We start from the raw sequence: 24,835 nt of genomic DNA on the forward strand, positions 1-24,835 counted from the left end.
CAATTTTCTGCCTTGCTCCGACACTAATAAACCAAATTTCCCATATTCAGGGTATGAAGTTATGCAACGAAAATCATTAGACTTATGGGTTGGCCTGTTTGTGCTGCTCGGCGCAGCAGCGCTGTTTTTCCTTGCCATGAAGGCTGGCAACATGAGTTCCATGTCGTTTGCCGACACTTATACGGTAACGACCCGGTTTGACAATATCGGCGGATTGAAGCCGCGTGCGCCGGTCAAGAGTGCCGGCGTGGTGGTGGGCCGGGTTGCGGATATCCGCTTCGACGACAAAAGTTTCAAGGCGCTCGTGACATTGAACCTGGATAGCGGTTACAAATTTCCCAAGGACTCCTCCGCCAAGATCCTCACTTCGGGTTTGCTGGGCGAACAGTACATAGGACTGGAACCAGGCGGTGATATCAATAACCTGGCTGCCGGCGACAGAATCACCATGACACAATCCGCGATCGTTCTGGAAAACCTGATCAGTCAATTTCTCTTCAGCAAAGCCGCGGAAGGAAAGGAAGAAAGCAAATGATGAGTCGCGCTACGCGCATCATTGCATTGGCCTTGATGCTTTTGGTCGCCGGTTGTGCCAGCACGAATCCGAAGGATCCGTTTGAGCAATTCAACCGGGCCATGTTCGAGTTCAACGATGCCGTTGATCAGGCTGCCGTGAAGCCTGCCGCGGAGGTGTACCGCACCGTGCTGCCGTCGTTTGTCCAGACGGGTATCTACAACTTCTTCGGCAACCTTGGTGACGTGTCGACCGCGCTGAACAATTTGTTACAGGGCAAGTTAGCCGACGGTATGTCGGACGTCATGCGCGTTGCGGTCAACACGACATTCGGCCTGGGTGGTCTTCTCGATATCGGTTCCGAAGCCGGCCTGGTCAAGCATAGGGAGGACTTCGGGCAGACACTGGGTGCCTGGGGACTTTCTTCCGGGCCCTATGTCGTACTTCCAGTTCTGGGCTCATCGACATTGCGGGATGTCGGTGCTTTGCCGGTCGACTGGGCAGCGGATCCGTGGCGCTACACGACACCGGTCAATGCCCGCAATACCGGAACGGTACTGCGCATCCTGGATTTGCGTGCTTCGGTGCTGGATGCCTCCAATCTGATCGAAGAAGCAGCGCTGGATCGCTACCAGTTCGTTCGCGATGCCTATATGCAACGGCGCGAAAGCAAGGTGAACGATGGCGAGCTTTCGAAGTCCGTGTATGACGAGGAAGACACGTCGACATCGGGTACGCCTGCGTTCCCGGCGACATCCGGGCAAAGTGGCCAGAAGACACCTTCCGATGCATCCATCTCGCAAAGTCAAAACGACGTCACTGCGCAACCTTCAGTCGCTTCGACAGAGAAACAATAGAATCCATGCAACATTGAAAAACGAGATGACAGACGCCATGTCATCGTAAGTCGGTGATCAACAGTTAACCGTTGACGAGGGTTGATAGAGGTATCAACCTTGATTATGAATAGGAAATTATGAACATCATCAAGACATTTCTAGCAGTATGCGGGCTTGCTATAAGCTCGATGGCTTTCACCGGTACGGCTGCGGCACAGGAAGCACCGGATGTGCTTGTCAAGCGCATCAGTGAAGAAGTGGTTGAAGCAGTCAAGGGTGACAAGGATATTCGCGCCGGCAATCAGAAGCGCATCCTCGATCTGGTCGAAAGCAAAATCCTGCCGCACGTGGATTTTCAGCGCATGACCTCCCTGGCTGCAGGGCGTTACTGGCGTGAAGCCACGCCGGAGCAGCAAAAGCAGCTGACCAATGAGTTCCGCGATCTGCTGGTCTATACCTATTCGGGTGCGATTGCCCAGGTAAGGGATCAGAAACTGGAATTCAGGCCGCTGCGGGCCGATCCGGCCGATACCGAAGTCGAGGTGCGTTCGCAAGTCATGCAGCCGCGTGGCGGCGATCCGATCCAGATCAGCTATCGCTTGGCCAAGTCGCCGAATGGATGGAAGATTTTTGACGTCAATGTCCTGGGTGCATGGCTGGTCGAAACTTACAAAGGCAATTTCGCCTCTGAGATCAGCAAGGGCGGCATCGATGGTCTGATCAAGACACTTGCCGAAAGAAACAAGCGCCTCGCTGCCAGCGCCGCCAAGGGCGGCAAAGCTTCCTGATCATGTTTCGTCCACCCCTGACCTTGACTTCCTCCAACGCTAAGACCGTGTTGGAGGCGGGGCTGCACGCCATTCGGTCAGGGCAATCCACCATCGATATGGCTGGGGTGACAACGGTTGACTCCGCCGCTGTCGCCACCTTGCTGGCCTGGCAGCGCGCCGCTCGCCGCGAAGGCGGGACGCTCACCTTCGTCAATCTGCCGGACAGCTTGCGCAATCTTTCCCAGCTGTATGGCGTCATCGATCTGCTGCATGTTCCAGCGGCTGCGCAAGTCCACGCCGATCTGCATCATCATTGACCATCCGGTCTCTCCCATTGCAATGTGCCCGTTCCGGCTTTCAAGCTGGAAATCCAATATAATCAAGGGTTTCGCCGCTCGGTTGGCCACGCAGGTTATCAGCTGATCAAGCGCTCACGACTTACCCTCCACCGCCCTTAAGCCACCATGGCTGCTCTTGAAATCCAGAATGTCGAAAAACGCTACCAGTCGCTGCAGGCGCTTGGCGATGTTTCGCTCACGATCGAGGAAGGCGAATTCTTCGGTTTGCTTGGCCCCAACGGCGCAGGCAAAACCACGCTGATCTCGATTATTGCAGGGCTGAATCGCGCCGATGCCGGCAAGGTATCGATCCATGGTTTTGACGTCGTACGCGATTATCGTGACGCCCGCAAACGCTTGGGCGTCGTTCCGCAGGAGCTGGTGTTCGACCCGTTCTTCACTGTGCGGGAAACGCTGCGCATGCAATCGGGTTACTTCGGATTGAAGAACAACGATGCATGGATCGACGAGGTGATGGCCAATCTCGATCTGACCAACAAGGCGGACGCCAATATGCGTTCGCTGTCCGGCGGCATGAAGCGCCGGGTGCTGGTGGCGCAGGCGCTGGTGCACAAGCCGCCCGTGATCGTACTGGACGAGCCGACCGCCGGCGTCGATGTGGAACTCCGTCAGACCCTGTGGAAATTCATCACGCGCCTGAACCGCGAGGGCCATACGATCGTTTTGACGACGCACTATCTCGAAGAAGCGCAGGCATTGTGCAACCGCATCGCCATGCTGAAGGGCGGCAGGGTTGTCGCGCTCGATTCCACCTCGGCGCTGATCAAGCGCATTTCCGGTTCACAGCTGGTCGTTCGCCTTGCACGCGGCACCTTGCCCGATGCATTGAAGCCGCTGGTGTCGCATCCGGACGAGCTGATTGCCGGCAATAAATACACCTTGCGCGTCAATGAATATTCCGATGTCGAGCCGATTCTTTCCACCTTGCGACAGTCCGGCGTGGTGATCGACGACATGCAATTACAGCAAGCCGACCTCGAAGACGTGTTCATCCAGATCATGGAGGGCGAAAAATGATCGGCTTCCGGACGCTGTTTTACAAGGAAGTGCTGCGCTTCTGGAAAGTCGCCACGCAAACCATCAGCGCACCGATCCTGACGGCGATGCTGTACCTGTTGATCTTCGGCCACGTGCTGGAGGAGCATGTGCAGGTCTATCCGGATGTGCGCTACACCGCTTTCCTGATTCCGGGACTGGTGATGATGAGCGTGCTGCAGAATTCCTTTGCCAACAGCTCCTCGTCACTGATCCAGTCGAAGATCACCGGCAACCTGGTGTTCGTCCTGCTGCCGCCGCTGTCGCACTGGGAGCTGTTCGGCGCCTACGTCCTGGCATCGGTGGTGCGCGGACTGGCGGTGGGCACAGGGGTGTTCATCATTACTGCATGGTTCGCCGATCTCTCCTTCGTCGCACCATGGTGGATCGTGATATTTGCGCTGCTCGGCGCGGCGATGCTCGGTACGATGGGATTGATCGCCGGTATCTGGGCGGAGAAGTTCGACCAGCTTGCGGCGTTCCAGAATTTTCTTATCATGCCGGCCACATTCCTGTCCGGCGTGTTTTATTCCATCCATTCTTTGCCGCCTTTCTGGCAAACGGTGTCGCACTTCAACCCGTTTTTTTATATGATCGATGGCTTCCGCTACGGCTTCTTCGGCCAGTCGGATGTCAATCCATGGATCAGCTTTTCCATCGTCGGCCTGTTTTTCATGCTGCTGGCGACATTCGCCATACGCATGCTGAAAAACGGCTACAAACTGCGCCACTGAAGCAAGGCATTAAGGAAATCACATCATGCTGCCTACACCCGAGCTTGTTAAAAGCTATATCGCCGCCGGCCTCGATTGCACCCATCTCGACGTGCAGGGCGATGGCCAGCATTTCAATGCGGTCATCGTGTCCAGCGCGTTTGAAGGCAAGCGCCCGATCCAGCGTCACCAGATGGTCTATGCGGCGCTGGGCGACCGCATGCGTGAAGAAATCCATGCGCTGTCGATGAAAACCCTCACCCCGGAAGAATTCCAGAAATAATGGACAAACTACTTATTACCGGCGGCAAGCGCCTGTCGGGCGACATCAGCATCTCCGGCGCCAAGAACGCCGCATTGCCCATCCTCTGCGCAGGCCTGCTGACGGGCGATACCGTCCACTTGTCGAATGTCCCGCTGCTGCAGGACGTGGCGACGATCCTGAAGATTTTGCGCCAGATCGGCCTTCGGGTGGAACAGGACGGCGATCGCATCGCGATGAACGGCGGTGCCATCGATAAACTGGAAGCGCCCTACGAACTGGTGCGCACCATGCGTGCATCCATCCTGGTACTCGGCCCGCTCCTTGCGCGCTTCGGTGAGGCCAAAGTATCGTTGCCCGGCGGCTGCGCGATCGGCTCGCGCCCGGTGGACCAGCATATCAAGGGCCTGCAGGCGATGGGCGCCGAAGTCCATATCGAAGCCGGTTACATTCACGCCAAGGCGAAAAAGCTGAAAGGCACGCGTATCGTGACCGACATGATTACCGTCACCGGCACCGAAAACCTGCTGATGGCAGCGACACTGGCCGAAGGCGAGACCATACTGGAAAACGCCGCGCGCGAACCGGAGGTGACCGACCTTGCCAACCTGCTGGTCGCGATGGGCGCGAAGATCACCGGGATCGGCACCGACCGCCTCGTGATACAGGGTGTCGACGCCCTGCACGGCGCATCGCACAAGGTCATTGCCGACCGTATCGAAACCGGCACTTTCCTCTGCGCGGTAGCGGCCTCCGGCGGCGATGTCACTCTAACCAATGCCCGCAGCGACATCCTCGACGTCGCCCTCGACAAATTGCGCGAAGCCGGCGCGGTCATCACCACCGGTGCCGACTGGATCCGTGTGCAGATGGCGGCACGGCCGAAGGCGGTCAGTTTCCGGACGACCGAATATCCGGGCTTCCCGACCGACATGCAGGCACAATTCATGGCGCTCAACTGCATTGCCGAAGGCGGCAGCCGCGTGACCGAAACCATCTTCGAGAACCGTTTCATGCATGTGCAGGAATTGAACCGCCTCGGTGCCGCGATCGACATTGACGGTCATACCGCCATCGTGCAGGGCGTCGAGCGGTTGGTCGGTGCACCTGTCATGGCAACCGACCTGCGCGCTTCGGCATCGCTGGTGATTGCCGGGCTCGCTGCGCAAGGCGAAACCCTGGTGGACCGGATCTATCACCTGGACCGCGGCTATGACCGCATGGAAGTCAAGCTGTCCGGTGTGGGTGCGGATATCCGGCGGGTCAAGCAATGAGCCAGCAACTGACGCTTGCTCTTTCAAAGGGGCGCATATTCGAAGAAACCATGCCGCTGCTGCAGGCAGCCGGCATTGTCGTCAGCGAGGATCCAGAGACGTCGCGCAAGCTCATCCTGTCGACCAATGATGCCAATGTGCGCGTCATCATCGTGCGCGCGTCCGACGTGCCCACGTATGTGCAATATGGTGCGGCGGATTTCGGCGTGGCCGGCAAGGACGTGCTGCTCGAACATGGCGGCGAAGGCTTGTACCAGCCGATCGACCTCAACATTGCCAAATGCCGCATGTCGGTCGCCGTGCAAGCCGGTTTCGATTACGCCAGTGCGGTGCGCCAGGGTGCGCGCCTGCGGGTTGCCACCAAATATGTGGAAATGGCACGCCAGCATTTCGCGGCCAAAGGTGTGCATGTCGACTTGATCAAGCTGTACGGTTCGATGGAGCTGGCGCCGCTGGTCGGCCTGTCCGACGCGATCGTCGACCTGGTCAGCACCGGCAGTACGCTGCGTGCCAATAATCTGGTTGAAGTGGAGCACATCATGGACATCTCATCGCGTCTGGTCGTCAACCAGGCGGCGTTGAAGCTCAAGCGCGAGCGCCTGCAGCCGATCCTGGAAGCATTTGAAAAAGCATCGAAAGCCGATTGAGAGACATCATGCCCGTTCAGATCCGCAAACTCGATTCCACCGATCCTGACTTCAGGAGCCAACTGTCGGCCCTGCTGGCATTTGAAGCCGCCGAGGACGAAGCCATCGACCAGACGGCGGCGCGCATCCTCGCTGACGTCAAGGCGCGCGGCGACGCCGCCGTGCTCGAATACACCAACCGCTTCGACCGGCTCGGCGCGACCGCTGTTACGGCATTGGAAATCCCGCACGCCGAACTGCAAGCGGCCCTAGAAGGCCTGCCGGCAGCGCGCCGGACGGCATTGCAGACCGCCGCGGATCGTGTACGTGCATACCATGAACGCCAGAAGCAGGAATGCGGCAGCGACGGCTTTACCTACACCGAGGCGGACGGCACCGTATTGGGGCAGAAGGTCACGCCGGTGGACCGGGTCGGCATCTACGTGCCGGGCGGCAAGGCAGCCTATCCATCGTCGGTCCTGATGAATGCCATCCCGGCCAAGGTGGCGGGGGTTCAGGAAATCATCATGGTGGTGCCGACGCCGTCTGGCATGAAGAACGCACTTGTGCTGGCTGCGGCCGCTATCGCCGGCGTCGATCGCGTGTTCACCATCGGCGGCGCCCAGGCGGTTGGCGCGCTGGCGTTCGGAACCGACACCATTCCGGCAGTCGACAAGATCGTCGGGCCGGGCAATGCGTATGTCGCGGCGGCCAAGCGTCGGGTATTCGGCATCGTCGGCATCGACATGATCGCCGGGCCGTCCGAAATCCTGGTGCTGTGCGACGGTACCACCGACCCCGACTGGGTGGCGATGGACCTGTTTTCCCAGGCGGAGCACGATGAACTGGCGCAGTCGATCCTGATCTGTCCCGATGCAGGCTATATCGAACGCGTGCAGGCAAGCATCGACAGGCAACTCGAATCGATGCCGCGCAATGAGGTCATCCGCACATCGCTGACCAACCGCGGTGCGCTCGTCAAGGTGCGTGACATGGCGGAAGCGTGCGACATCGCGAACATGATTGCCGCCGAACACCTCGAAATCTCCGCGGACAATCCCCAGCAATGGGCCGACCGGGTCCGGCATGCCGGCGCGATGTTCCTCGGCCGTTTTTCATCGGAGTCGCTGGGCGATTACTGCGCTGGCCCGAATCATGTGCTGCCTACATCGCGCACCGCGCGCTTCTCGTCGCCGCTCGGCGTTTACGATTTCCAGAAACGGTCAAGCATCATTCATGTGAGCGAAGCCGGCGCGCGGACGCTGGGCAGGATCGCGGCCGAACTCGCCTACGGCGAGGGATTGCAGGCGCACGCCGCATCCGCCGAATACCGGTTGAAATAGCATGCCAACCAGAACCGGCATGGCGAACAACTGGATCGACTGCATATTCCGTGAAGATGCCGTCGCCGGACTTCAACGCATACCGGATGCAAGCGTCGACCTGCTGATCGCCGATCCGCCCTACGGCCTCGGCAAGGACTACGGCAACGATTCCGACAAGCTCGACGCCAAGAACTACCTGGCATGGACCGGACAATGGATTGCCGCCGCGCTGCCGAAACTGAAGCCGAATGCCAGCCTGTATATCTTTCTGACCTGGCGGTACTCGCCGGAAATCTTCGTCATGCTCAAGCAGCACATGACAATGGTGAATGAAATCATCTGGGACCGCAGGGTGCCGTCGATGGGCGGGAGCACGCGCAAGTATTCATCGGTGCACGACACCATCGGGTTTTTCGTCAACGCCAAGGACTATTATTTCGACCTGGACGCGGTGCGTATTCCCTATGATGCCGAGACGAAAAAAGCCCGTTCCCGCTCCATTTTCGTGGGTGCCAAATGGCTGGAAATCGGCTATAACCCGAAGGATGTGTGGAGCGTATCGCGCCTGCACCGCGAGCACCGGGAGCGTGCCGATCATCCAACCCAGAAGCCGCTGGAGATCATCGAGCGCATGGTCAAGGCATCCTGTCCGCCCGGCGGCATCGTGCTCGACCCGTTCATGGGCAGCGGCACCACCGCGGTTGCCGCCAAGCGCTGCGGGCGACATTTCGTCGGCTTCGAACTGAATCCCGATTATTGTGAGCTCATCGACAACCGTTTAAGCGAAACCGATGGCGAGATGAGCAACTCCGCTGCCGCTTGATGTACTTCCAACCTGCCGACACCGCCCATGAACACCCGTAACCTCATCGACACCGTCATTCGTCCGGACATCCTTGCTTTGTCCGCCTATCACGTACCGGACTCCAGTGGCTTCATCAAGCTGGATGCGATGGAAAACCCCTATGTGCTGCCGGCGGACCTGCGCACCGAGTTGGGGCGGCGCCTGGCGGACGTTGCGATGAATCGCTATCCGGTGCCGTCCTATACCGCGTTGAAGGAAAAGATTTGCAGCAGGCTCGGTGTGCCTGCCGGATTCGATGTTGTGCTGGGCAACGGATCGGACGAGTTGATCTCCATGCTGTCGATCGCTTGCGCCAGGCCAGGTGCCAAGGTCCTTGCGCCGGTGCCCGGATTCGTGATGTATGCGATGTCGGCGCAGTTCTCCAGGCTGGCGTTCGTCGGCGTGCCGCTGAACGCAGACTTCACCCTGAACAAGACGGCCATGCTGGACGCGATCGCGCAGCATCGGCCCGCCATTACGTATCTTGCCTATCCGAACAACCCGACCGGCAACCTGTTCGATGCGGACGACATGGCCGACATCATTCGCGCCGTCGGCGATAGCGGCCTGGTCGTGGTGGACGAGGCCTATCAGCCTTTTGCCCAAGCCAGCTTCATGCCGCGACTGGCCGAGTTCCCCAATATGATCGTGATGCGTACCGTGTCCAAGCTCGGCCTGGCAGGCATCCGGCTCGGCTACATGGCTGCCGGTGAAGCATTGCTGACCGAATTTGAAAAAGTGCGCCCGCCCTACAATATCAATGTGCTAACCCAGGCGGCAGCTGAATTCGCGCTGGACCATGTCGCAATCCTGGACGAACAGGCGGCCACGCTGCGTCGTGAAAGAACCGTTCTTGCCGACGCGTTGCACGCCTTGCCGGGTGTGGAAGTCTTCCCATCGGCGTCAAATTTTTTGCTGATTCGCCTGCATCCATCGAAAAATAATCTCAATAATGTTTTCGCTGCATTGTTGGACCGGAAGGTTTTGGTGAAAAATCTCGGTAAAATGCACCCATTGCTGGAAAATTGCTTACGGGTGACCGTGGGTACCCCGGAGGAAAACCGGATTTTTCTCGATGCGCTTGCCGCGTCGCTCGCCCCGTAAATTTTAGTTGCCACTTAACATGCCTACGTCACGCGTTGCAGAGATCACCCGCAATACCAATGAGACGCAGATCCGCGTTGCAATCAATCTCGACGGCACCGGCCAGCAAAAGCTGAACACCGGCGTGCCTTTCCTGGATCACATGCTCGACCAGATTGCGCGGCACGGCCTGATCGACCTCGATATTCACGCCAACGGCGATCTGCACATCGACGCCCACCATACGGTGGAAGACGTCGGCATCACGCTCGGCCAGGCGTTCGCCAAGGCGATCGGCGACAAAAAGGGCATCCGGCGTTACGGGCATGCCTATGTCCCCCTGGACGAGGCCCTGTCCAGGGTGGTCATCGATTTTTCCGGCCGCCCCGGCCTCGAGTTCCATGTGCCATTCAAGCGCTCGATGATCGGCTCTTTCGATGTCGACCTGACGCATGAATTTTTTCAGGGCTTCGTCAATCACGCGCTGGTGACGCTGCACATCGATAATCTGCGCGGCGAAAACGCTCATCATCAATGTGAAACCGTATTCAAGGCATTCGGCCGCGCGCTGCGCATGGCTGCAGAGCTGGATCCACGTTCGGCCGGAACCATTCCATCGACGAAAGGCAGTCTGTAAGCGCCGCACACGCGCGCTGCGACGTCATTGTTAACATGAACAAAATTGTAGTGGTCGATTACGGCATGGGCAATCTGCGCTCCGTTGCGCAGGCACTGCGCCACGTCGCGCCCGAAGCCGACGTCCGGATATCGGGTGAATTGTCGGATATCAAAACCGCCGACAGGCTGGTGCTCCCTGGCCAGGGGGCCATCCCAGATTGCATGCGTTGCCTGCGTGAGTCCGGACTGCAGGAGGCAGTGGTCGAGGCGTCGCGTTCCAAACCCCTGTTCGGCGTCTGCGTCGGCGAACAGCTGCTTTTCGACTGGAGCGAGGAGGGCGATACGCCCGGACTCGGTCTGCTGCCGGGAAAGGTGGTGCGATTCCAGCTCGACGGACAATTGCAAGATGACGGATCGCGTTTTAAAGTACCGCAAATGGGCTGGAACCGGGTCAGGCAATCCGTGACCCATCCGCTCTGGAGTGGCATTCCTGACAACAGCTACTTCTATTTTGTCCATAGTTACTACGCGGTCCCCGGCAATGCCGGGCATACGTTGGGCGAGACAATCTATGGCGCGCCGTTCAGCTCCGTGGTCGGCCGCGATAACATCTTCGCTACGCAGTTTCATCCTGAGAAAAGCGCTGCCGCCGGACTGCAGCTCTACAAGAATTTCGTGCACTGGAAGCCGTAGGCCGATGCACGAAAGTACTTCGAAAACCTGGAAGCCGATCGCCGTTATCCTTAACCTATTTACATATCGAACGTAGCCATGCTGCTCATACCTGCCATCGACATCAAAGACGGTCAATGCGTACGCCTCAAGCAAGGCGACATGGATCAGGCCACCGTGTTTTCCCAGGATCCCGCGGAAATGGCGCGGCACTGGCTGGCACAAGGCGCACGCCGGTTGCACCTGGTGGATCTGAACGGCGCGTTTGCCGGCAAGCCCAAGAATGAATCGGCAGTGAAGGCCATCATCCAGGCGGTCCGGGATTTTGCGATCGACAACGATACGGATGAGATTCCCATCCAGCTCGGTGGCGGCATCCGCGATCTGGACACGATCGAACGCTATCTCGATGACGGACTGTCCTACATCATCATCGGCACCGCCGCGGTCAAGAACCCCGGTTTCCTGCACGATGCCTGCAGCGCCTTCCCGGGCCAGATCATCGTCGGCCTCGACGCCAAGGACGGCAAGGTTGCCACCGATGGATGGAGCAAGCTGTCCGGTCATGAAGTGATCGACCTTGCCAAGAAATTCGAGGACTATGGCTGCGAAGCGATCGTCTATACCGATATCGGCCGTGACGGCATGATGGGCGGCGTGAACATCGACGCCACCGTCAAGCTCGCCCGCAGCATGACCATTCCCGTGATCGCCTCCGGCGGCGTGCATACCATCAAGGATGTCGAGGCACTGTGCGCAGTGCAGGATGAAGGCATCGAGGGTGTCATCTGCGGCCGCTCGATCTATGAAGGTACGCTTGACTTGCGCGTGGCGCAGGATCGGGCCGATGAACTGAGCGGACTGGAAGAGTCGGCCGAAGAAGACGAAGCATGACCCTTGCAAAACGCATCATTCCTTGCCTTGACGTTACCGCGGGTCGCGTGGTCAAGGGCGTCAATTTTCTTGAATTGCGCGATGCCGGCGACCCGGTTGAAATCGCCCGTCGCTATGATGAGCAGGGCGCGGATGAGCTCACATTTCTCGACATCACCGCCACGTCGGATGAGCGCGATCTGATTCTGCCGATCATCGAAGCGGTCGCGTCCCAGGTGTTCATTCCACTGACTGTCGGCGGGGGCGTGCGCTCGGTCAACGATGTGCGCCGGCTGCTGAACGCAGGTGCCGACAAGGTCAGCATCAACAGCGCCGCCATCGCCAATCCCGAGTTTGTCGGCGAGGCGGCGCGCAAGTACGGGTCTCAATGCATCGTCGTGGCGATCGACGCCAAGAAAAGCGGCGACGACAAGTGGGAAGTGTTTACCCATGGCGGCCGCAAGCCGACCGGTCTCGACGTCGTCGAATGGGCAAAAAAAATGGAAAGCCTGGGTGTCGGCGAGATCCTGCTGACCAGCATGGACCGCGACGGAACCAAGATCGGCTTCGACCTTGCATTGACCAGTGCCGTCTCCAATGCGGTCGGCATTCCGGTGATCGCGTCGGGCGGTGTCGGCGGGTTGAAGGACCTGGCCGACGGCATCAAGGTCGGCCGTGCCGACGCGGTGCTGGCGGCCAGCATTTTTCACTACGGCCAGCATACCGTTCAGGAAGCCAAGCAGTTCATGGCGGAGCAGGGCATTGCAATGAGGTTGACATGAGCATCAAGGCGAAATGGCTCAACAAGGTAAAGTGGGATGAAAACGGACTGGTGCCGGTGATTGCACAGGAAGTCGGCACCAATGATGTGCTTATGTTCGCCTGGATGACGCGCGAAGCGTTGTCGAAGACCGTCGAACTGGGAGAGGCCGTCTACTGGAGCCGTTCGCGCAAGAAGCTGTGGCACAAGGGCGAGGAATCCGGTCATGTCCAGAGAGTCCGTGAAATCCGCCTCGATTGCGACGAAGATGTCGTGCTGCTCAAGGTAGAGCAGGTCGATGGTATCGCCTGCCATACCGGGCGTCATTCCTGCTTTTTTCAGGTCTTCGAGGGATCGGCCGAAAGCGGCGACTGGAATGCCGTCGAGCCGGTATTGAAAGACCCCCAGAGCATTTACAAGCCTTAAGCGGGTCCCACCCGCTCCATCACAGACAAGGACTCGGCGGGTGGGACCCGCCTCAATGTATGAGCGACACCTTACAACGCCTGGCTGACATCATCGAATCCCGCAAGCCCGCCAATGGTGGCGATCCGGACAAATCCTATGTTGCCCGCCTGTTTTCCAAAGGTGACGATGCCATCCTGAAAAAGATTGGCGAGGAAGCTACCGAAACTGTCATGGCGGCGAAGGACGTCCGCGCAGGCGGCGATAAATCCAAAGTGCTCTATGAGTGCGCCGATCTGTGGTTTCATTCCCTGATCATGCTCGCGCAGTTCGACCTGACGCCCGGGGACGTGCTGGAAGAGCTGGCGCGGCGTGAAGGCATGTCGGGACTGGAAGAAAAAGCGAATCGCAAGATGATTGAACGTGAAAAAAACGGCATGTAACGGTTGCAGCCTGTCCGCGCGTTGGGTCAATGAAGTCATTCTTTACTGAAAGCAATGAGAATAAATGGATAACTGTCTTTTTTGCAAAATTGCCGCCAAGCAGATTCCGTCCAAGCTGATTTATGAAGATGATGATGTAATGGCGTTCCATGACATCAATCCCGCCGCCCCAGTGCATTTTTTAATCATTCCGAAACAACATGTTGGTACACTGGCCGATTGCAATGAAAGCCAGGCGGCATTGCTGGGGAAAATGATGCTGCTGGCGCCGAAGCTGGCAAACGAGCAAGGATGTGGCTATGTCGCCGGCGCGAATGGTGCTATCGGTACGGGCGGATTCAAGACGCTGTTCAATACCGGACCTGACGGCGGTCAGGAGGTGTACCATCTCCACTTACACGTCATTGGTGGGCCGCGTCCCTGGCGCGGGCAACACTAACCCATCCGACATATCAAGTTAAATTTATTTCCAGGGCGCTACTGTCCTGCAAGGAGAACAAAATGGGTTCATTTAGTGTTTGGCACTGGCTGATCGTGCTCGTCATCATCATGCTGGTCTTCGGAACCAAGAAGATCGGCAACATGGGGTCCGACCTTGGCAAGGCGGTCAAGGGCTTCAAGGATGGCGTCAAGGGTGACGACGAGAAAACCGGCGGCGCTACCAACGCCGCCCCTTCGCAAGTCGCGGACAAGGCGACCATCGACATCGATGCGAAAGAGAAGACCAAGAGCTGATGTATCCGTTTCTGAAGGTCGCGTTGCCAAGGGTTGCTAACCTCAGGATGCTTGGGCGAACTGCATCATGATCGATATCGGACTTACCAAGATCGCGATGATCGGCGTCGTGGCGCTGGTCGTCATCGGGCCGGAGAAGCTCCCCAGAGTAGCCCGCATGGCCGGTTCATTGTTCGGCCGGGCGCAGCGCTACATCAACGATGTCAAGTCCGAGGTCAGCCGCGAAATCGAGCTCGAGGAACTGCGCAAGATGCAGAAGGACATGCAGGAAGCGGCAAGCGACGTCGAGCAAAGCGTCGCAAAGAATATGTCCGAGGCGCAGGACAGCTTCAGCACAACCTGGAATGACGACAATTCCGCCGGTCTTTCGAATCCCTTGATGGAGCCGTCGACACCGGATCCGTCGGTTGTGAAGGCGAAAGACTTCCGTCGCAAGAAACTTGCACGGACATCCGCCATCCCGTCCTGGTACAAGCGGCAAAGCGGCCATAAGACGCGTGTTATTTCCGGCGCCGCACGGGTTGCGAAGTATCGCCCCGCCGGCACCACCCGAAAATTCTTTCATTAAATGATCGACGATCAACAAGCCACGGGTGCTAGCGACACCTTCATTTCGCACCTGGTGGAGTTGCGCAACCGGGTCATGAAGGCGTCAGCCGCGCTGCTGCTCGTTTTCCTGTGCCTGATGCCGTGGGCGGGAAGTATTTACGATCTGCTCGCCTACCCGATGATGACGGCCTTGCCGGCAGGCAGCAAAATGATTGCCACCGGTGTAATCACGCCATTCCTGATCCCGGTGAAAGTTACCTTGCTGGTTGCCTTTCTCATCGCACTGCCGGTCATCCTTTACCAGGCGTGGGCATTCATCGCACCCGGCCTGTACGCACACGAGAAGAAGCTGGTTGCGCCGCTGGTTGTCTCGTCATCGATCCTGTTCATTGCCGGCGTTGCCTTCTGTTATTTCTTCGTGTTCGGCGTGGTGTTCAAGTTCGTCAATGAATTCGCACCGAAATCGGTGTCGGTGGCGCCGGATATCGATAGCTACTTCAGCTTTGTCATGACGATGTTTATCGCCTTCGGCGTCACCTTCGAAGTGCCGATCGTGGTCATCGTGCTGGTACGCATGGGCCTGGTCACCGTAGAGAAGCTGAAAGAGATTCGGCCTTACGTCATTGTCGGCGCGTTCGTCATTGCCGCCATCGTGACACCGCCTGATGTGATGAGCCAACTGCTGCTGGCGATTCCCCTGTGCCTGTTGTATGAAGTGGGCATATGGATTGCCCCTTTCTTTGCGCGGGTAACGCGAGCGCCGGAAGAACAGACCGATCTGACGGCCTGAGAAAAGCGGCGGTTCAAGTCACCTGGCGTAACCAGGTGACGAGCGGATAGGCATCCTTGAATGTTGCAGCGAGTTGCTTGTTCAAGTCGGCAGGCGAATTCTTTTTCAAGCCGACTTCGTTCCAGACGATGAAGCTTTTCAGCTTTACATATTCCGCATGTGGCCCATCGGCCTCGAATCCCTTCGGTGGTCGTATGAGCTTGCCTTCCTGCTGCAAATCACCAAAGGTCTCCCGCAGCTTCCGGTTTTTCAGCATCTTGCTGAATCCTGCCGGGTCTGCAATGACTTGCTGACGAATCGCACGGAGCCGCTCCGGCGGCGGCATGTATTCCCCGCCAGCGATCAGCAGTTTGCCATCGGCATCGATATGAAAATAATAGGCGGGACCACCGCCCTGGCTCGGCTTTTTCAGCCCGCTGGCAGTGATTGCCGCCGAGAAGGTCGTCTTGTAGGGGATCTTCTCCCGCGAAAAGCGCATGTCGCGATTAATCCGGAATAACGCCTTCTTCGGATTGCAGCCGGCGACGTCGGGATCGAATTTACTGAGGTCCGCAATCAGGCGGATAACCACATCAAGAAATTCGGCGCGCAGGATGTCGTAACGCGGCTTGTTCATTACAAACCACGCACGGTTATTGTTTTCCGATAGCTCCCCTAGGAATTGGATCAGGTCACGTACGTGCATGCTTACCGCTCTTCATTGCTGACTTCCCGCCGCGGCTTGGGGCGTTTGCCTACCACCACCTCGACATTCGATTCCTGATTCCGGCGCAGCACCGTCATTTTCGCCTTGTTGCCCGGCTTCAGCTGCGCAATGATATTCAGCATCTCGGTGGTGTCATTGATTGCTTTGCCTTCCACCGCGAGCAGAATGTCGCCCGGCCGCATCCCGGCCTTGTCCGCCGGACCGCCCTTGAGGACGCCCGCGATGATCGCTCCCGATTTCCGTGTCAGGCCAAAACTTTCCGCCAGTTCAGGCGTAATGTCCTGCGGTTCGACACCAATCCATCCGCGAACTTTTTGGCCCGTGGCGATGATCGACTCCATCACATCCTTGACCGTCGTGACCGGAATGGCAAACCCGATGCCGAGCGACCCCCCGCTGCGGGAGTAGATTGCCGTATTGATGCCAAGCAGATTGCCGTTGGTATCAATGAGCGCGCCGCCGGAATTGCCTGGATTGATCGCGGCATCGGTCTGGATGAAATTTTCGAATGTGTTGATGCCGAGATGGCTGCGACCGAGCGCCGAAATAATGCCCATGGTGACGGTCTGCCCAACGCCGAAAGGATTGCCAATGGCCAGCACCACGTCACCGACCATGGCCTGATCGACATTGCCAAGCGTGATCGCCGGCAGATCCTTCATGTTGATCTTGATGACGGCAAGGTCAGTCTCCGGGTCCGTACCGACCAGCTTGGCGACCGCCTTGCGGCCGTCTGCAAAAGCCACCTCGATTTCATCGGCGGTTTCGACGACATGGTTATTGGTTAGGACATACCCTTCCGGGCTGACAACCACGCCGGAGCCGAGGCTGAACTGCTTGTCTTCCTGCTGGTCGCCGAAGAATTTGCGAAACAGCGGATCGTCCATGAATGGATGGGCGGGCTGACGTGAGCCCTTGGTGGTGTAGATATTTACCACTGCGGGCATGGCGCGTTTCGCGGCATTGCGATATGAGCCTTGGGCTGGCAATTGGCCCGTCGGCGCTTCCAGCATCGGCACCGATGAATTGCTGCGCACCGCAGGAGCAGTCCCCATTATGCCGGCAGCCCATTCCGGCTTGAGGCTCGCTACAATGAACCAAATCGCCAGACCGACGGTGACGGTTTGCGCAAACAATAGCCAAAGACGTTGCATATTAGGTGTAAAAATGGATCGAAAATCAGTGGGCAGGGCTGAATTGGCCGAATATTTGGGGCAAGCGCTTGATATTAACCGTTTTCGCGACTATTGCCCAAACGGCTTGCAGGTGGAAGGGCGTGATCGGATCACTACTCTTGTCACCGGCGTCACCGCCAGCCTGGCCTTGATCGAAGCGGCATTGGATGTCGGCGCCGATGCCATTCTCGTCCATCACGGTTATTTCTGGCGCGGCGAAGACCAGCGTATTGTCGGCATGCGTCAGCGGCGCCTGAAATCCTTGCTGATCCATGACATCAGTCTGTTCGCCTACCATTTGCCATTGGATATGCATGTCGATTTCGGCAACAACGCTCAATTGGCGCGCCAGTTGGGCTTCACGCCGGACGGGCGATTCGGGGAAAACGAGCTGGGCTGGCTGGGTGTCGCCAGCGCCGATGTCCGTAGCGTAGGCGAATTGGCCCTGCTTGTCGAAAAACGCCTTCAGCGCCGACCGCTGCTTGTCGGGGATCCGGCGCAACCCTTGGGTCGAATCGGCTGGTGTACTGGTGCGGCGCAAAACATGATCGGTGAAGCAATCGAGGCCGGCGCGACCGTTTACCTCAGTGGCGAAATATCGGAACCGACGGTCCATCTATCCCGTGAATCAGGCACTTCTTATCTCGCCTGCGGTCACCACGCCACGGAGCGTTACGGTGTGCAGGCATTGGGAGAGCATATCGCTGAAAAGTTCAATATCATGCATCGTTTCATCGATATCGATAATCCGGCTTGATCCTTTACCTTTACTGCTTTGTGCCCGATAGTTGGTTAAATTCTCTATATCATAGTAGGGGAATGGAATTTGCCGGTAAGGAATAAAACATGTTGGAAGAAACGCCGCGGGACCGGGTTCGCGTAGTCATCGTCGAGGATGACGCCGTCACGCGCAAATCCCTGTCGTTAGCAATCGAAGCCGCGCCCGAACTTAGTTTGCTGGCTGCATTCGATAACGTCAGGTCCGCCTTAACCTTTCTGGATGCGCACAAGATCGATGTGTTGATGACTGACCTCGGTCTGCCGGACGGATCCGGGATTGAACTGATTCACGCCTGCGTAAGGCTGCATCCGGAAGCCGACATCATGGTCGTGACCGTATCGAGTGACGAAGCCAATGTGCTCGCGTGCATCGAGGCTGGCGCATCGGGCTACATGCTGAAGGATGCAGGCCGGATCGACGCTGCGCGGGCCGTACTGGATCTGCGTGCCGGCGGCGCACCGATGAGCCTTGCAATCGCCCGTATGGTACTTGCGAAGGTGCGGAATGTGAAAAAGAACCAGGCAGCAGTAGTGGAAAACGCCGTTACCAGCCTGACAAAGCGCGAAGCAGCGATTCTTGACTTGATCGCCCAGGGGGAGAGTTATGGCGATGTGGCCAAGATACTATCGGTTTCGGTCGGGACGGTCCAAACGCATATCAAAAACATCTATGGGAAGCTTGCCGTGCATTCGCGCGGCGAGGCGGTTTTTGAGGCCCACCGGCGTGGCTTGCTTCAGCTTGGTCCTTCCAAAGGCAAAAAGCTCTAGCATCATCCAGACCAAGCGTGTCCGGAAAATCTTCAGGAAAGGACTTATTTGCGTAGCGAGTCACGAATTTCACGCAAAAGAACAATTTCTTCCGGAGTGGGCGCCGCTGCGGGTTCCGGATCTTTTCGCTTGGCCTTGTTCAAGATCCGCACCATCTGAAAAATGATGAAAGCCAATATAAGGAAGTTCAGCAAAATCGTAATGAAGTTTCCGTAAGCAAAGACAGCTCCAGCCTTTTTGGCTTCCACTAGCGTGAGATGCGTCCCTTGGTCATTCAAAGGCAGATAGTAATTCGTGAAATCAAGTCCGCCGATGATTCTGCCTGCGACCGGCATGATGATGTCCTGTACAAGGGAATCCACAATCTTTGCAAACGCCGTGCCAATGATCACGCCGATCGCAAGATCAATCACATTCCCCTTGATGGCAAAAGCCTTGAATTCCTGCAGCATTCCCATGCAACCTCCTGAAAATAAACAATAAACCGGTCAAGTAAATGCAAAGCGTATTCCATACATGCTGCATGATACGGTACTAAACTTGACGTTTTATCGCAAATCGCCTTCCTCTTTGTCTAAAAGTTCCCTGAAATTCCGAACGATGGTATGGATTAGCTTCAATTCATGCCCAGCGTCCGTTATAATCTAAGGTTGCTAGAAGTTTCGTACAGATTTCGCATTTTGACTGATTGGGGTTGGTATGAGTAACGAAAAGCAGGTCGACTCCGGTCGACGTGGCTTGCTCGTCGCTACGTGTGCGGCGGGCGGTGTGGCTGGATTGGCCACTGCAGGAGCTTTTGTGTCCACTTTCCAGCCGTCCGAGCGCGCCAAGGCAGCCGGCGCGCCGGTGGAAGTCGATATTGCCGGCCTTGCGCCGGGAGAGCTGAGAACCGTTGAGTGGCGCGGCAAACCGGTCTGGATTTTGAAGCGCTCGCCAGAAATGGTGGCATCGCTGAAGAGCATCGAGTCAAAGCTTGCTGACCCGAACTCGGAGCGCAATCCCGCCGAGTTGACGCCTGAATATGCCCGAAATGAATACCGTTCGCGCAAGCCGGATCTGCTGGTTGCCGTCGGTATTTGTTCTCATTTGGGATGCTCGCCGATCACCAAGCTTCAGCCTGGGGCGCAGCCTTCGCTGCCGGATGACTGGGCGGGTGGCTTCCTGTGTCCTTGTCATGGTTCAACCTTCGATCTCGCAGGCCGTGTTTATCAAAACGTGCCGGCTCCGGATAACCTGCAGGTTCCACCGTACATGTATGTGGGCGACACCAAGCTGGTCATTGGCAAAGACGAGAAAGGCGAAGCGTAATCATGGCGACACCACAGCAAAGACAACCCGGTACGCCTGTTCCGCTGCCGAATCGGGCGATCAACTGGATCGATGAGCGTTTCCCGCTGTCGTCGACCTGGCGTGCGCACATCTCCGAATACTATGCGCCGAAAAATTTCAACTTCTGGTACATGTTCGGCTCGCTCGCACTTTTGGTGCTGGTGATTCAAATCGTGACCGGCATTTTCTTGGTCATGCACTACAAGCCGGACGCTAACCTTGCATTCGCATCGGTGGAATACATCATGCGCGATGTGCCATGGGGTTGGCTGGTAAGGTACATGCATTCCACAGGCGCTTCGGCATTCTTCGTTGTGGTTTATCTGCACATGCTGAAGAGCCTGCTGTACGGTTCCTACCGCAAGCCGCGCGAACTGCTGTGGTTATTCGGCGTGGGAATCTTCCTGTGCTTGATGGCCGAGGCATTCTTCGGCTACCTGCTGCCATGGGGGCAGATGTCGTTCTGGGGCGCGCAGGTTATCGTCAACCTGTTCGGTGCGATTCCTTTCATCGGTCCGGATCTGTCGCTGTGGATTCGTGGTGACTATGTCGTGTCCGATGCAACGCTGAACCGGTTCTTTGCATTCCACGTGATTGCAATCCCATTGGTTTTGCTGGGCCTGGTTGCCGCACACATTGTGGCGCTGCATGAAGTCGGATCAAACAACCCTGACGGCATTGAAATCAAGGCCAAGAAGGACGCGAATGGTGTACCGCTCGATGGTATTCCGTTCCATCCGTACTACACGGTTCACGATATCTTCGGCGTATCGATTTTCCTCATCGTATTCAGCGCAGTGATCTTTTTTGCGCCGGAGATGGGCGGATACTTCCTCGAGTACAACAACTTTATTCCAGCGGATCCGTTAAAGACACCGCCGCACATTGCTCCGGTTTGGTATTTCACCCCGTTCTACTCCATTCTGCGTGCGACCACGACGCAATTCATGTATGCATTGGCTGTAGGCACACTGGCCTATGTCGCGCTGATCGTACTGAAGTCGCGTTTGAGTGCCTTGTGGAAGATGATCGCATTGGTCGGCGGAGTGGTGGCTGTCATTGCCATGTTCGTTTTCGATCCGAAGTTCTGGGGTGTTGTGCTGATGGGCGTTTCGGTGCTGATTCTGGCCGGCATGCCCTGGTTTGATCATTCTCCAGCCAGATCGATACGTTATCGTCCGACCTGGCACAAATACGTCTACGCATTGTTCGGCATCGCATTCGTGATTCTCGGCTATCTCGGCATTTTGCCGCCGACCACGGTAGGCACCTTGGTATCGCAGATCTGCACCTTCATCTATTTCGGCTTCTTCCTGCTGATGCCATGGTGGAGCACCATGGGACGCTTCAAGCCGGTGCCGGACCGCGTCACATTTGAGCCGCATTAAGCCGCAAAGGAATAAGAGAACATGAAATTGCTGAAAAAACTGATCGCGGCAATCGCTTTCGTCCCCGCGCTGGCTTTCGCGGCGGGAGAAGGTGCTGCGCTCGACCATGTGCAGAACCGCACCAATGATCTGATCGCGTTGCAGAACGGCGCAAAATTGTTTGTGAACTATTGCCTTAACTGCCATTCTGCTTCCGCGATGCGTTATAACCGCCTCCAGGATATTGGTCTGACAGAAGAGCAGATCAGGAACAATCTGCTGTTTACGAGTGACAAGGTGGGCGACCTCATGCAGGTGTCGATGTCTGCAAAGGACGCGAAGAACTGGTTCGGTGCAGTTCCGCCGGACTTGTCGGTGATAGCGCGCTCGAAGGCTTCCGGTGATGGTTCCGGAGCCGACTATCTCTATACCTATCTGCGTACTTTCTATAAAGACGATTCCCGCCCGACCGGCTGGAATAACCTTGTATTCCCCAACGTAGGTATGCCGCACGTCATGTGGGAGTTGCAGGGCATTCGAAGTGCCAAGTTTGTCGATGAAAAAGATCCGCATGATCCAAACAAGACCGTGCACAAGTTTGCAGGTTTCGAACAGGTCACACCCGGAAAAATGACGTCGCTGGAGTTTGATAACGCGATGACCGACTTGGTTGCTTATCTTGACTGGATGAGCGAACCGATGCAGAACACGCGACGTCGCCTTGGAGTGTGGGTGCTGTTGTTCCTCGGAGGTTTCCTGTTGCTGACGTGGCGTTTGAACGCTTCGTATTGGAAAGACATCAAGTAAGGTATTTGCCCGAAGTGCGGGTATAAGTTTTGGGGTGAGCCGTATCACGTCTCACCCCCTTTGTTTCTAAGGAACTACAAACATGATGGTTCTCTATTCAGGTACGACCTGTCCATTTTCCCAACGTTGCCGTCTCGTATTGTTCGAAAAGGGCATGGATTTCGAAATCCGTGATGTCGACCTGTTCAACAAGCCGGAGGATATTTCGGTCATGAACCCGTACGGGCAGGTCCCGATTCTGGTCGAACGTGATCTTATCCTGTATGAATCCAATATCATCAATGAATACATTGATGAGCGTTTTCCTCATCCGCAGTTGATGCCCGCAGATCCGTTGATGCGGGCACGTGCTCGACTAATGCTCTTCAATTTCGAAAAGGAATTGTTCATTCACGTCCATGCGCTGGAAAATGATAAATCGAAGGGCGCTGAAAAAACGCATGAGAAAGCACGAGCGGAAATTCGCGATCGCCTGACAACTCTCGCACCGTTGTTCCTGAAAAACAAATACATGCTGGGCGATGAATTTTCGATGCTGGACGTTGCGGTTGCGCCATTGCTGTGGCGTTTGGATCACTACGGCATTGAGCTGTCGAAAACAGCGGCACCTTTGATGAAATATGCGGAGCGGATTTTTTCCCGTCCTGCGTACATCGAAGCTCTTACGCCATCCGAGAAAGTAATGCGGCGCTGATAGACAGTTGCACAGGCGCGTTGGTCGGAGCTTGAGCTTGCTGGAAGAGATCAGACGTTCAAGACACTGACGCGTCAACCGGACATTAGAACCATGCCTGAGATTTCTACAAAGCCGTATCTCTTGAGGGCAATTTATGAGTGGTGTACCGACAACGGTTACACCCCCTATCTTGCCGTCATGGTGGATGCGCAAACTCGCGTTCCGCGCGAGTTCGTCAAGAATGGTGAGATTGTTCTCAATATTAGTTTTACGGCGACAAGCGGCCTGAAAATGGACAACACGCTGATCAGCTTTAATGCGCGCTTCGGTGGGGTGTCGCGTGAAATATCGGTGCCTGTCGAAAATGTTGTCGCTATCTATGCGCGAGAGAACGGGCAAGGCATGGCGTTCGAAGTGTCACCGTTACCGGCAAGAGATGGCGACACATCAACATCGAAAGAGGAAGAGGCAGCAGTTCCTGCATTAACAGCGGTTCCATCTTCCAGCAATGAGGCAGTAGAGGATTCCGTTTCGTCAACCGATGAAAATAATGATCCCGAACCACCAAAAAAAGGCGGAAGACCTACACTAACTCGCATCAAATAAAGTACAATATTGTTCTTCAAGTTTCGCCGGCTTAGCTCATTTGGTAGAGCAGTTGACTTGTAATCATCAGGTGGCCAGTTCGAATCCGGCAGCCGGCACCAGCTAAAAAGCCCATGATCATATGATCATGGGCTTTTTTCTTTTGGGACATGTTGTCGCTGGCATCGCCCGACAATGCAGATTCAACCTTCAGTCATTCACCTTCATGCCGTTCCAACGAGGCGTAAGCGCATGCTCTATAGCAAACAAATCGAGAATGCGTCCAACAGTATGGTCAACCATTTCGGAAATTGTTTGTGGCCGCTGATAGAATCCCGGCAAGGGCGGGTAGATGATGCCGCCCATCTCGGTAACGGCGACCATGTTGCGAAGGTGAGCCAGGTTGAATGGGGTTTCCCGAACCATCAATACCAGCCGGCGACGCTCCTTGAGAGTCACATCGGCAGCTCGGGTAATCAGATTATCGGAAAAACCATGCGCCACGCCGGCAAGCGTTTTCATCGAGCAGGGGGCGATAATCATTCCGTCGGACTGGAAGGAGCCGCTGGCGATCGATGCCCCGACATCGCGAACATGGTGGACGACATGTGCCAGGAGCTCGACGTCCTTGCGACTCATGCCGAGCTCTTGATGAAGATTCAGTACGCCCGCATCCGAGACCATCAGATGCGTTTCCGCATCAGGCAGATTGCGCAGTACCTGCAGTAACCGTACTCCATAGACGGCGCCAGTGGCGCCGGTGATTGCGATTACCAGCCGTTTTGGCGTGGGCATGGGATGGAAAATACGGTGTGGGCGCGCGATGCCGTCAGGACTTCAGCAAGCTTTGCAGCTCGCCGGATTCGAACATTTCGCTCATGATGTCTGAGCCGCCGACGAATTCCCCTTTGACATACAACTGAGGAATGGTCGGCCAGTTCGAGTATTCCTTGATGCCTTGTCGTACGTCCTGGTCCTCCAGAACATTCACCGTGACGATGTTCTCCACACCGCACGACTTCAAAATTTGAATTGCGCGACCGGAAAATCCGCATTGGGGAAACTGTGCGCTCCCTTTCATGAACAGCACAACCGGATTTTGGGTAACGGTATCTTTGATCCACTCTTTAACGTCGCTCATGGCACCACTCTC

The 24,835-nt window shown here is 56.6% G+C and carries 34 protein-coding genes and 1 tRNA gene; 30 read left to right on the top strand and 5 right to left on the bottom strand.

The window, feature by feature from the left end:
- Window positions 1-61 precede the first annotated feature (61 nt).
- The 22 genes from mlaD (at window position 62) to tatC (ending at window position 15,489) form a co-directional block, all read left to right on the top strand.
- Window positions 62-535: an outer membrane lipid asymmetry maintenance protein MlaD gene (mlaD, locus tag V7080_RS01605; RefSeq protein ID WP_334186646.1), complete on the top strand. Its 474-nt coding sequence runs from the start codon at window positions 62-64 to the stop codon at window positions 533-535.
- Window positions 532-1,371, top strand: a complete 840-nt coding sequence (locus tag V7080_RS01610) for an MlaA family lipoprotein (protein ID WP_442947167.1) — start codon at window positions 532-534, stop codon at window positions 1,369-1,371. The genes mlaD and V7080_RS01610 overlap by 4 nt, the downstream gene beginning before the upstream one ends.
- A 119-nt stretch (window positions 1,372-1,490) precedes the next feature.
- Window positions 1,491-2,141, top strand: coding sequence for an MlaC/ttg2D family ABC transporter substrate-binding protein (locus tag V7080_RS01615; protein WP_334186647.1), 651 nt, complete (start codon window positions 1,491-1,493; stop codon window positions 2,139-2,141).
- Window positions 2,142-2,143: 2 nt separating this feature from the next.
- Entirely contained in the window at window positions 2,144-2,440 is a 297-nt protein-coding gene (locus tag V7080_RS01620; protein ID WP_334186648.1) for an STAS domain-containing protein, read from the top strand.
- Window positions 2,441-2,587: 147 nt separating this feature from the next.
- A complete protein-coding gene (locus V7080_RS01625; protein WP_334186649.1) occupies window positions 2,588-3,499 on the top strand; it encodes an ABC transporter ATP-binding protein in 912 nt (303 codons plus the stop codon).
- Window positions 3,496-4,251 carry an ABC transporter permease gene (locus V7080_RS01630; protein WP_334186650.1) on the top strand — a complete coding sequence of 252 codons (756 nt, stop codon included), beginning with the start codon at window positions 3,496-3,498 and terminating at the stop codon, window positions 4,249-4,251. Before V7080_RS01625 ends, V7080_RS01630 begins: the two co-directional genes overlap by 4 nt.
- 25 nt (window positions 4,252-4,276) lie before the next feature.
- On the top strand, window positions 4,277-4,513 hold the full coding sequence (locus V7080_RS01635; RefSeq protein ID WP_334186651.1) for a BolA family protein: 237 nt from the start codon (window positions 4,277-4,279) through the stop codon (window positions 4,511-4,513).
- On the top strand, window positions 4,513-5,766 hold the full coding sequence (murA, locus tag V7080_RS01640; RefSeq protein WP_334186652.1) for a UDP-N-acetylglucosamine 1-carboxyvinyltransferase: 1,254 nt from the start codon (window positions 4,513-4,515) through the stop codon (window positions 5,764-5,766). The genes V7080_RS01635 and murA overlap by 1 nt, the downstream gene beginning before the upstream one ends.
- Entirely contained in the window at window positions 5,763-6,413 is a 651-nt protein-coding gene (gene hisG / locus V7080_RS01645) for an ATP phosphoribosyltransferase (protein ID WP_334186653.1), read from the top strand. The genes murA and hisG overlap by 4 nt, the downstream gene beginning before the upstream one ends.
- 8 nt (window positions 6,414-6,421) lie before the next feature.
- Window positions 6,422-7,735, top strand: a complete 1,314-nt coding sequence (gene hisD / locus V7080_RS01650) for a histidinol dehydrogenase (RefSeq protein ID WP_334186654.1) — start codon at window positions 6,422-6,424, stop codon at window positions 7,733-7,735.
- Between the two features lies 1 nt (window position 7,736).
- On the top strand, window positions 7,737-8,540 hold the full coding sequence (locus V7080_RS01655) for a DNA-methyltransferase (RefSeq protein WP_334186655.1): 804 nt from the start codon (window positions 7,737-7,739) through the stop codon (window positions 8,538-8,540).
- A 27-nt stretch (window positions 8,541-8,567) separates the two neighbouring features.
- Window positions 8,568-9,665, top strand: a complete 1,098-nt coding sequence (gene hisC, locus V7080_RS01660; protein WP_334186656.1) for a histidinol-phosphate transaminase — start codon at window positions 8,568-8,570, stop codon at window positions 9,663-9,665.
- A 19-nt stretch (window positions 9,666-9,684) separates the two neighbouring features.
- On the top strand, window positions 9,685-10,281 hold the full coding sequence (gene hisB / locus V7080_RS01665) for an imidazoleglycerol-phosphate dehydratase HisB (protein ID WP_326857420.1): 597 nt from the start codon (window positions 9,685-9,687) through the stop codon (window positions 10,279-10,281).
- 35 nt (window positions 10,282-10,316) lie between these two features.
- A complete protein-coding gene (gene hisH / locus V7080_RS01670; protein ID WP_334186657.1) occupies window positions 10,317-10,955 on the top strand; it encodes an imidazole glycerol phosphate synthase subunit HisH in 639 nt (212 codons plus the stop codon).
- A 78-nt stretch (window positions 10,956-11,033) separates the two neighbouring features.
- Window positions 11,034-11,828: a 1-(5-phosphoribosyl)-5-[(5-phosphoribosylamino)methylideneamino]imidazole-4-carboxamide isomerase gene (hisA, locus tag V7080_RS01675; RefSeq protein WP_334186658.1), complete on the top strand. Its 795-nt coding sequence runs from the start codon at window positions 11,034-11,036 to the stop codon at window positions 11,826-11,828.
- Entirely contained in the window at window positions 11,825-12,589 is a 765-nt protein-coding gene (gene hisF, locus V7080_RS01680) for an imidazole glycerol phosphate synthase subunit HisF (protein ID WP_334186659.1), read from the top strand. The genes hisA and hisF overlap by 4 nt, the downstream gene beginning before the upstream one ends.
- Entirely contained in the window at window positions 12,586-12,993 is a 408-nt protein-coding gene (gene hisI / locus V7080_RS01685) for a phosphoribosyl-AMP cyclohydrolase (RefSeq protein ID WP_334186660.1), read from the top strand. Before hisF ends, hisI begins: the two co-directional genes overlap by 4 nt.
- A gap of 59 nt (window positions 12,994-13,052) precedes the next feature.
- Window positions 13,053-13,415 (top strand): phosphoribosyl-ATP diphosphatase, encoded by a 363-nt coding sequence (locus V7080_RS01690; protein ID WP_334186661.1) that lies wholly within the window; start codon window positions 13,053-13,055, stop codon window positions 13,413-13,415.
- Window positions 13,416-13,479: 64 nt separating this feature from the next.
- Window positions 13,480-13,854, top strand: a complete 375-nt coding sequence (locus V7080_RS01695) for a histidine triad nucleotide-binding protein (RefSeq protein ID WP_334186662.1) — start codon at window positions 13,480-13,482, stop codon at window positions 13,852-13,854.
- Between the two features lie 62 nt (window positions 13,855-13,916).
- Entirely contained in the window at window positions 13,917-14,150 is a 234-nt protein-coding gene (gene tatA / locus V7080_RS01700) for a Sec-independent protein translocase subunit TatA (RefSeq protein WP_334186663.1), read from the top strand.
- A 67-nt stretch (window positions 14,151-14,217) separates the two neighbouring features.
- Window positions 14,218-14,718 carry a Sec-independent protein translocase protein TatB gene (gene tatB, locus V7080_RS01705; RefSeq protein ID WP_334186664.1) on the top strand — a complete coding sequence of 167 codons (501 nt, stop codon included), beginning with the start codon at window positions 14,218-14,220 and terminating at the stop codon, window positions 14,716-14,718.
- Complete coding sequence (gene tatC / locus V7080_RS01710; RefSeq protein ID WP_334186665.1) at window positions 14,719-15,489, top strand: twin-arginine translocase subunit TatC; 771 nt, start codon at window positions 14,719-14,721, stop codon at window positions 15,487-15,489. It begins immediately after the preceding gene.
- A gap of 13 nt (window positions 15,490-15,502) precedes the next feature.
- Here the strand turns inward: tatC and V7080_RS01715 are convergent, their stop codons facing one another.
- Window positions 15,503-16,174 carry a DUF2461 domain-containing protein gene (locus V7080_RS01715; protein WP_334186666.1) on the bottom strand — a complete coding sequence of 224 codons (672 nt, stop codon included), beginning with the start codon at window positions 16,172-16,174 and terminating at the stop codon, window positions 15,503-15,505.
- A 2-nt stretch (window positions 16,175-16,176) separates the two neighbouring features.
- Window positions 16,177-17,349 (bottom strand): Do family serine endopeptidase, encoded by a 1,173-nt coding sequence (locus tag V7080_RS01720; RefSeq protein ID WP_334186667.1) that lies wholly within the window; start codon window positions 17,347-17,349, stop codon window positions 16,177-16,179.
- A gap of 13 nt (window positions 17,350-17,362) precedes the next feature.
- On the opposite strand from V7080_RS01720, the gene V7080_RS01725 reads away from it, so the two are divergent.
- Window positions 17,363-18,127, top strand: coding sequence for a Nif3-like dinuclear metal center hexameric protein (locus tag V7080_RS01725; RefSeq protein WP_334186684.1), 765 nt, complete (start codon window positions 17,363-17,365; stop codon window positions 18,125-18,127).
- Window positions 18,128-18,216: 89 nt separating this feature from the next.
- The gene (locus V7080_RS01730; RefSeq protein WP_334186668.1) at window positions 18,217-18,918 is read left to right on the top strand and encodes a response regulator transcription factor; all 702 of its coding nucleotides are present in this window, start codon (window positions 18,217-18,219) and stop codon (window positions 18,916-18,918) included.
- Window positions 18,919-18,962: 44 nt separating this feature from the next.
- Here V7080_RS01730 and mscL read toward each other — a convergent pair whose 3' ends face one another.
- Complete coding sequence (gene mscL / locus V7080_RS01735; RefSeq protein ID WP_334186669.1) at window positions 18,963-19,376, bottom strand: large conductance mechanosensitive channel protein MscL; 414 nt, start codon at window positions 19,374-19,376, stop codon at window positions 18,963-18,965.
- A gap of 241 nt (window positions 19,377-19,617) precedes the next feature.
- Between mscL and petA the strand changes: the two genes are divergently transcribed.
- The 6 genes from petA (at window position 19,618) to V7080_RS01765 (ending at window position 23,804) form a co-directional block, all read left to right on the top strand.
- Window positions 19,618-20,226 carry a ubiquinol-cytochrome c reductase iron-sulfur subunit gene (petA, locus tag V7080_RS01740; protein ID WP_334186670.1) on the top strand — a complete coding sequence of 203 codons (609 nt, stop codon included), beginning with the start codon at window positions 19,618-19,620 and terminating at the stop codon, window positions 20,224-20,226.
- A 2-nt stretch (window positions 20,227-20,228) separates the two neighbouring features.
- A complete protein-coding gene (locus V7080_RS01745; RefSeq protein WP_334186671.1) occupies window positions 20,229-21,635 on the top strand; it encodes a cytochrome b in 1,407 nt (468 codons plus the stop codon).
- Window positions 21,636-21,656: 21 nt separating this feature from the next.
- Complete coding sequence (locus tag V7080_RS01750) at window positions 21,657-22,421, top strand: cytochrome c1 (protein WP_334186672.1); 765 nt, start codon at window positions 21,657-21,659, stop codon at window positions 22,419-22,421.
- An 82-nt stretch (window positions 22,422-22,503) separates the two neighbouring features.
- Window positions 22,504-23,115 (top strand): glutathione S-transferase N-terminal domain-containing protein, encoded by a 612-nt coding sequence (locus V7080_RS01755; protein WP_334186673.1) that lies wholly within the window; start codon window positions 22,504-22,506, stop codon window positions 23,113-23,115.
- A gap of 93 nt (window positions 23,116-23,208) precedes the next feature.
- Window positions 23,209-23,703 (top strand): ClpXP protease specificity-enhancing factor, encoded by a 495-nt coding sequence (locus tag V7080_RS01760; RefSeq protein WP_334186674.1) that lies wholly within the window; start codon window positions 23,209-23,211, stop codon window positions 23,701-23,703.
- Between the two features lie 25 nt (window positions 23,704-23,728).
- A tRNA-Thr gene (locus V7080_RS01765) sits at window positions 23,729-23,804 on the top strand.
- Window positions 23,805-23,892: 88 nt separating this feature from the next.
- Here V7080_RS01765 and V7080_RS01770 read toward each other — a convergent pair.
- Together V7080_RS01770 and grxD are read right to left on the bottom strand one after the other, a co-directional pair.
- Entirely contained in the window at window positions 23,893-24,477 is a 585-nt protein-coding gene (locus V7080_RS01770) for a UbiX family flavin prenyltransferase (RefSeq protein ID WP_334186675.1), read from the bottom strand.
- A gap of 34 nt (window positions 24,478-24,511) precedes the next feature.
- Complete coding sequence (grxD, locus tag V7080_RS01775) at window positions 24,512-24,823, bottom strand: Grx4 family monothiol glutaredoxin (RefSeq protein ID WP_334186676.1); 312 nt, start codon at window positions 24,821-24,823, stop codon at window positions 24,512-24,514.
- Window positions 24,824-24,835: the final 12 nt, after the last annotated feature.

It is taken from the genome of Noviherbaspirillum sp., assembly GCF_036846085.1.
GTDB lineage: Bacteria > Pseudomonadota > Gammaproteobacteria > Burkholderiales > Burkholderiaceae_D > Noviherbaspirillum.

Coding starts and splice junctions, on each gene's coding strand:
- mlaD (WP_334186646.1), top strand. CDS start 62: ATGCAACGAAAATCATTAGACTTATGGGTTGGCCTGTTTGTGCTGCTC.
- V7080_RS01610 (WP_442947167.1), top strand. CDS start 532: ATGATGAGTCGCGCTACGCGCATCATTGCATTGGCCTTGATGCTTTTG.
- V7080_RS01615 (WP_334186647.1), top strand. CDS start 1,491: ATGAACATCATCAAGACATTTCTAGCAGTATGCGGGCTTGCTATAAGC.
- V7080_RS01620 (WP_334186648.1), top strand. CDS start 2,144: ATGTTTCGTCCACCCCTGACCTTGACTTCCTCCAACGCTAAGACCGTG.
- V7080_RS01625 (WP_334186649.1), top strand. CDS start 2,588: ATGGCTGCTCTTGAAATCCAGAATGTCGAAAAACGCTACCAGTCGCTG.
- V7080_RS01630 (WP_334186650.1), top strand. CDS start 3,496: ATGATCGGCTTCCGGACGCTGTTTTACAAGGAAGTGCTGCGCTTCTGG.
- V7080_RS01635 (WP_334186651.1), top strand. CDS start 4,277: ATGCTGCCTACACCCGAGCTTGTTAAAAGCTATATCGCCGCCGGCCTC.
- murA (WP_334186652.1), top strand. CDS start 4,513: ATGGACAAACTACTTATTACCGGCGGCAAGCGCCTGTCGGGCGACATC.
- hisG (WP_334186653.1), top strand. CDS start 5,763: ATGAGCCAGCAACTGACGCTTGCTCTTTCAAAGGGGCGCATATTCGAA.
- hisD (WP_334186654.1), top strand. CDS start 6,422: ATGCCCGTTCAGATCCGCAAACTCGATTCCACCGATCCTGACTTCAGG.
- V7080_RS01655 (WP_334186655.1), top strand. CDS start 7,737: ATGCCAACCAGAACCGGCATGGCGAACAACTGGATCGACTGCATATTC.
- hisC (WP_334186656.1), top strand. CDS start 8,568: ATGAACACCCGTAACCTCATCGACACCGTCATTCGTCCGGACATCCTT.
- hisB (WP_326857420.1), top strand. CDS start 9,685: ATGCCTACGTCACGCGTTGCAGAGATCACCCGCAATACCAATGAGACG.
- hisH (WP_334186657.1), top strand. CDS start 10,317: ATGAACAAAATTGTAGTGGTCGATTACGGCATGGGCAATCTGCGCTCC.
- hisA (WP_334186658.1), top strand. CDS start 11,034: ATGCTGCTCATACCTGCCATCGACATCAAAGACGGTCAATGCGTACGC.
- hisF (WP_334186659.1), top strand. CDS start 11,825: ATGACCCTTGCAAAACGCATCATTCCTTGCCTTGACGTTACCGCGGGT.
- hisI (WP_334186660.1), top strand. CDS start 12,586: ATGAGCATCAAGGCGAAATGGCTCAACAAGGTAAAGTGGGATGAAAAC.
- V7080_RS01690 (WP_334186661.1), top strand. CDS start 13,053: ATGAGCGACACCTTACAACGCCTGGCTGACATCATCGAATCCCGCAAG.
- V7080_RS01695 (WP_334186662.1), top strand. CDS start 13,480: ATGGATAACTGTCTTTTTTGCAAAATTGCCGCCAAGCAGATTCCGTCC.
- tatA (WP_334186663.1), top strand. CDS start 13,917: ATGGGTTCATTTAGTGTTTGGCACTGGCTGATCGTGCTCGTCATCATC.
- tatB (WP_334186664.1), top strand. CDS start 14,218: ATGATCGATATCGGACTTACCAAGATCGCGATGATCGGCGTCGTGGCG.
- tatC (WP_334186665.1), top strand. CDS start 14,719: ATGATCGACGATCAACAAGCCACGGGTGCTAGCGACACCTTCATTTCG.
- V7080_RS01715 (WP_334186666.1), bottom strand. CDS start 16,174: ATGCACGTACGTGACCTGATCCAATTCCTAGGGGAGCTATCGGAAAAC.
- V7080_RS01720 (WP_334186667.1), bottom strand. CDS start 17,349: ATGCAACGTCTTTGGCTATTGTTTGCGCAAACCGTCACCGTCGGTCTG.
- V7080_RS01725 (WP_334186684.1), top strand. CDS start 17,363: ATGGATCGAAAATCAGTGGGCAGGGCTGAATTGGCCGAATATTTGGGG.
- V7080_RS01730 (WP_334186668.1), top strand. CDS start 18,217: ATGTTGGAAGAAACGCCGCGGGACCGGGTTCGCGTAGTCATCGTCGAG.
- mscL (WP_334186669.1), bottom strand. CDS start 19,376: ATGGGAATGCTGCAGGAATTCAAGGCTTTTGCCATCAAGGGGAATGTG.
- petA (WP_334186670.1), top strand. CDS start 19,618: ATGAGTAACGAAAAGCAGGTCGACTCCGGTCGACGTGGCTTGCTCGTC.
- V7080_RS01745 (WP_334186671.1), top strand. CDS start 20,229: ATGGCGACACCACAGCAAAGACAACCCGGTACGCCTGTTCCGCTGCCG.
- V7080_RS01750 (WP_334186672.1), top strand. CDS start 21,657: ATGAAATTGCTGAAAAAACTGATCGCGGCAATCGCTTTCGTCCCCGCG.
- V7080_RS01755 (WP_334186673.1), top strand. CDS start 22,504: ATGATGGTTCTCTATTCAGGTACGACCTGTCCATTTTCCCAACGTTGC.
- V7080_RS01760 (WP_334186674.1), top strand. CDS start 23,209: ATGCCTGAGATTTCTACAAAGCCGTATCTCTTGAGGGCAATTTATGAG.
- V7080_RS01770 (WP_334186675.1), bottom strand. CDS start 24,477: ATGCCCACGCCAAAACGGCTGGTAATCGCAATCACCGGCGCCACTGGC.
- grxD (WP_334186676.1), bottom strand. CDS start 24,823: ATGAGCGACGTTAAAGAGTGGATCAAAGATACCGTTACCCAAAATCCG.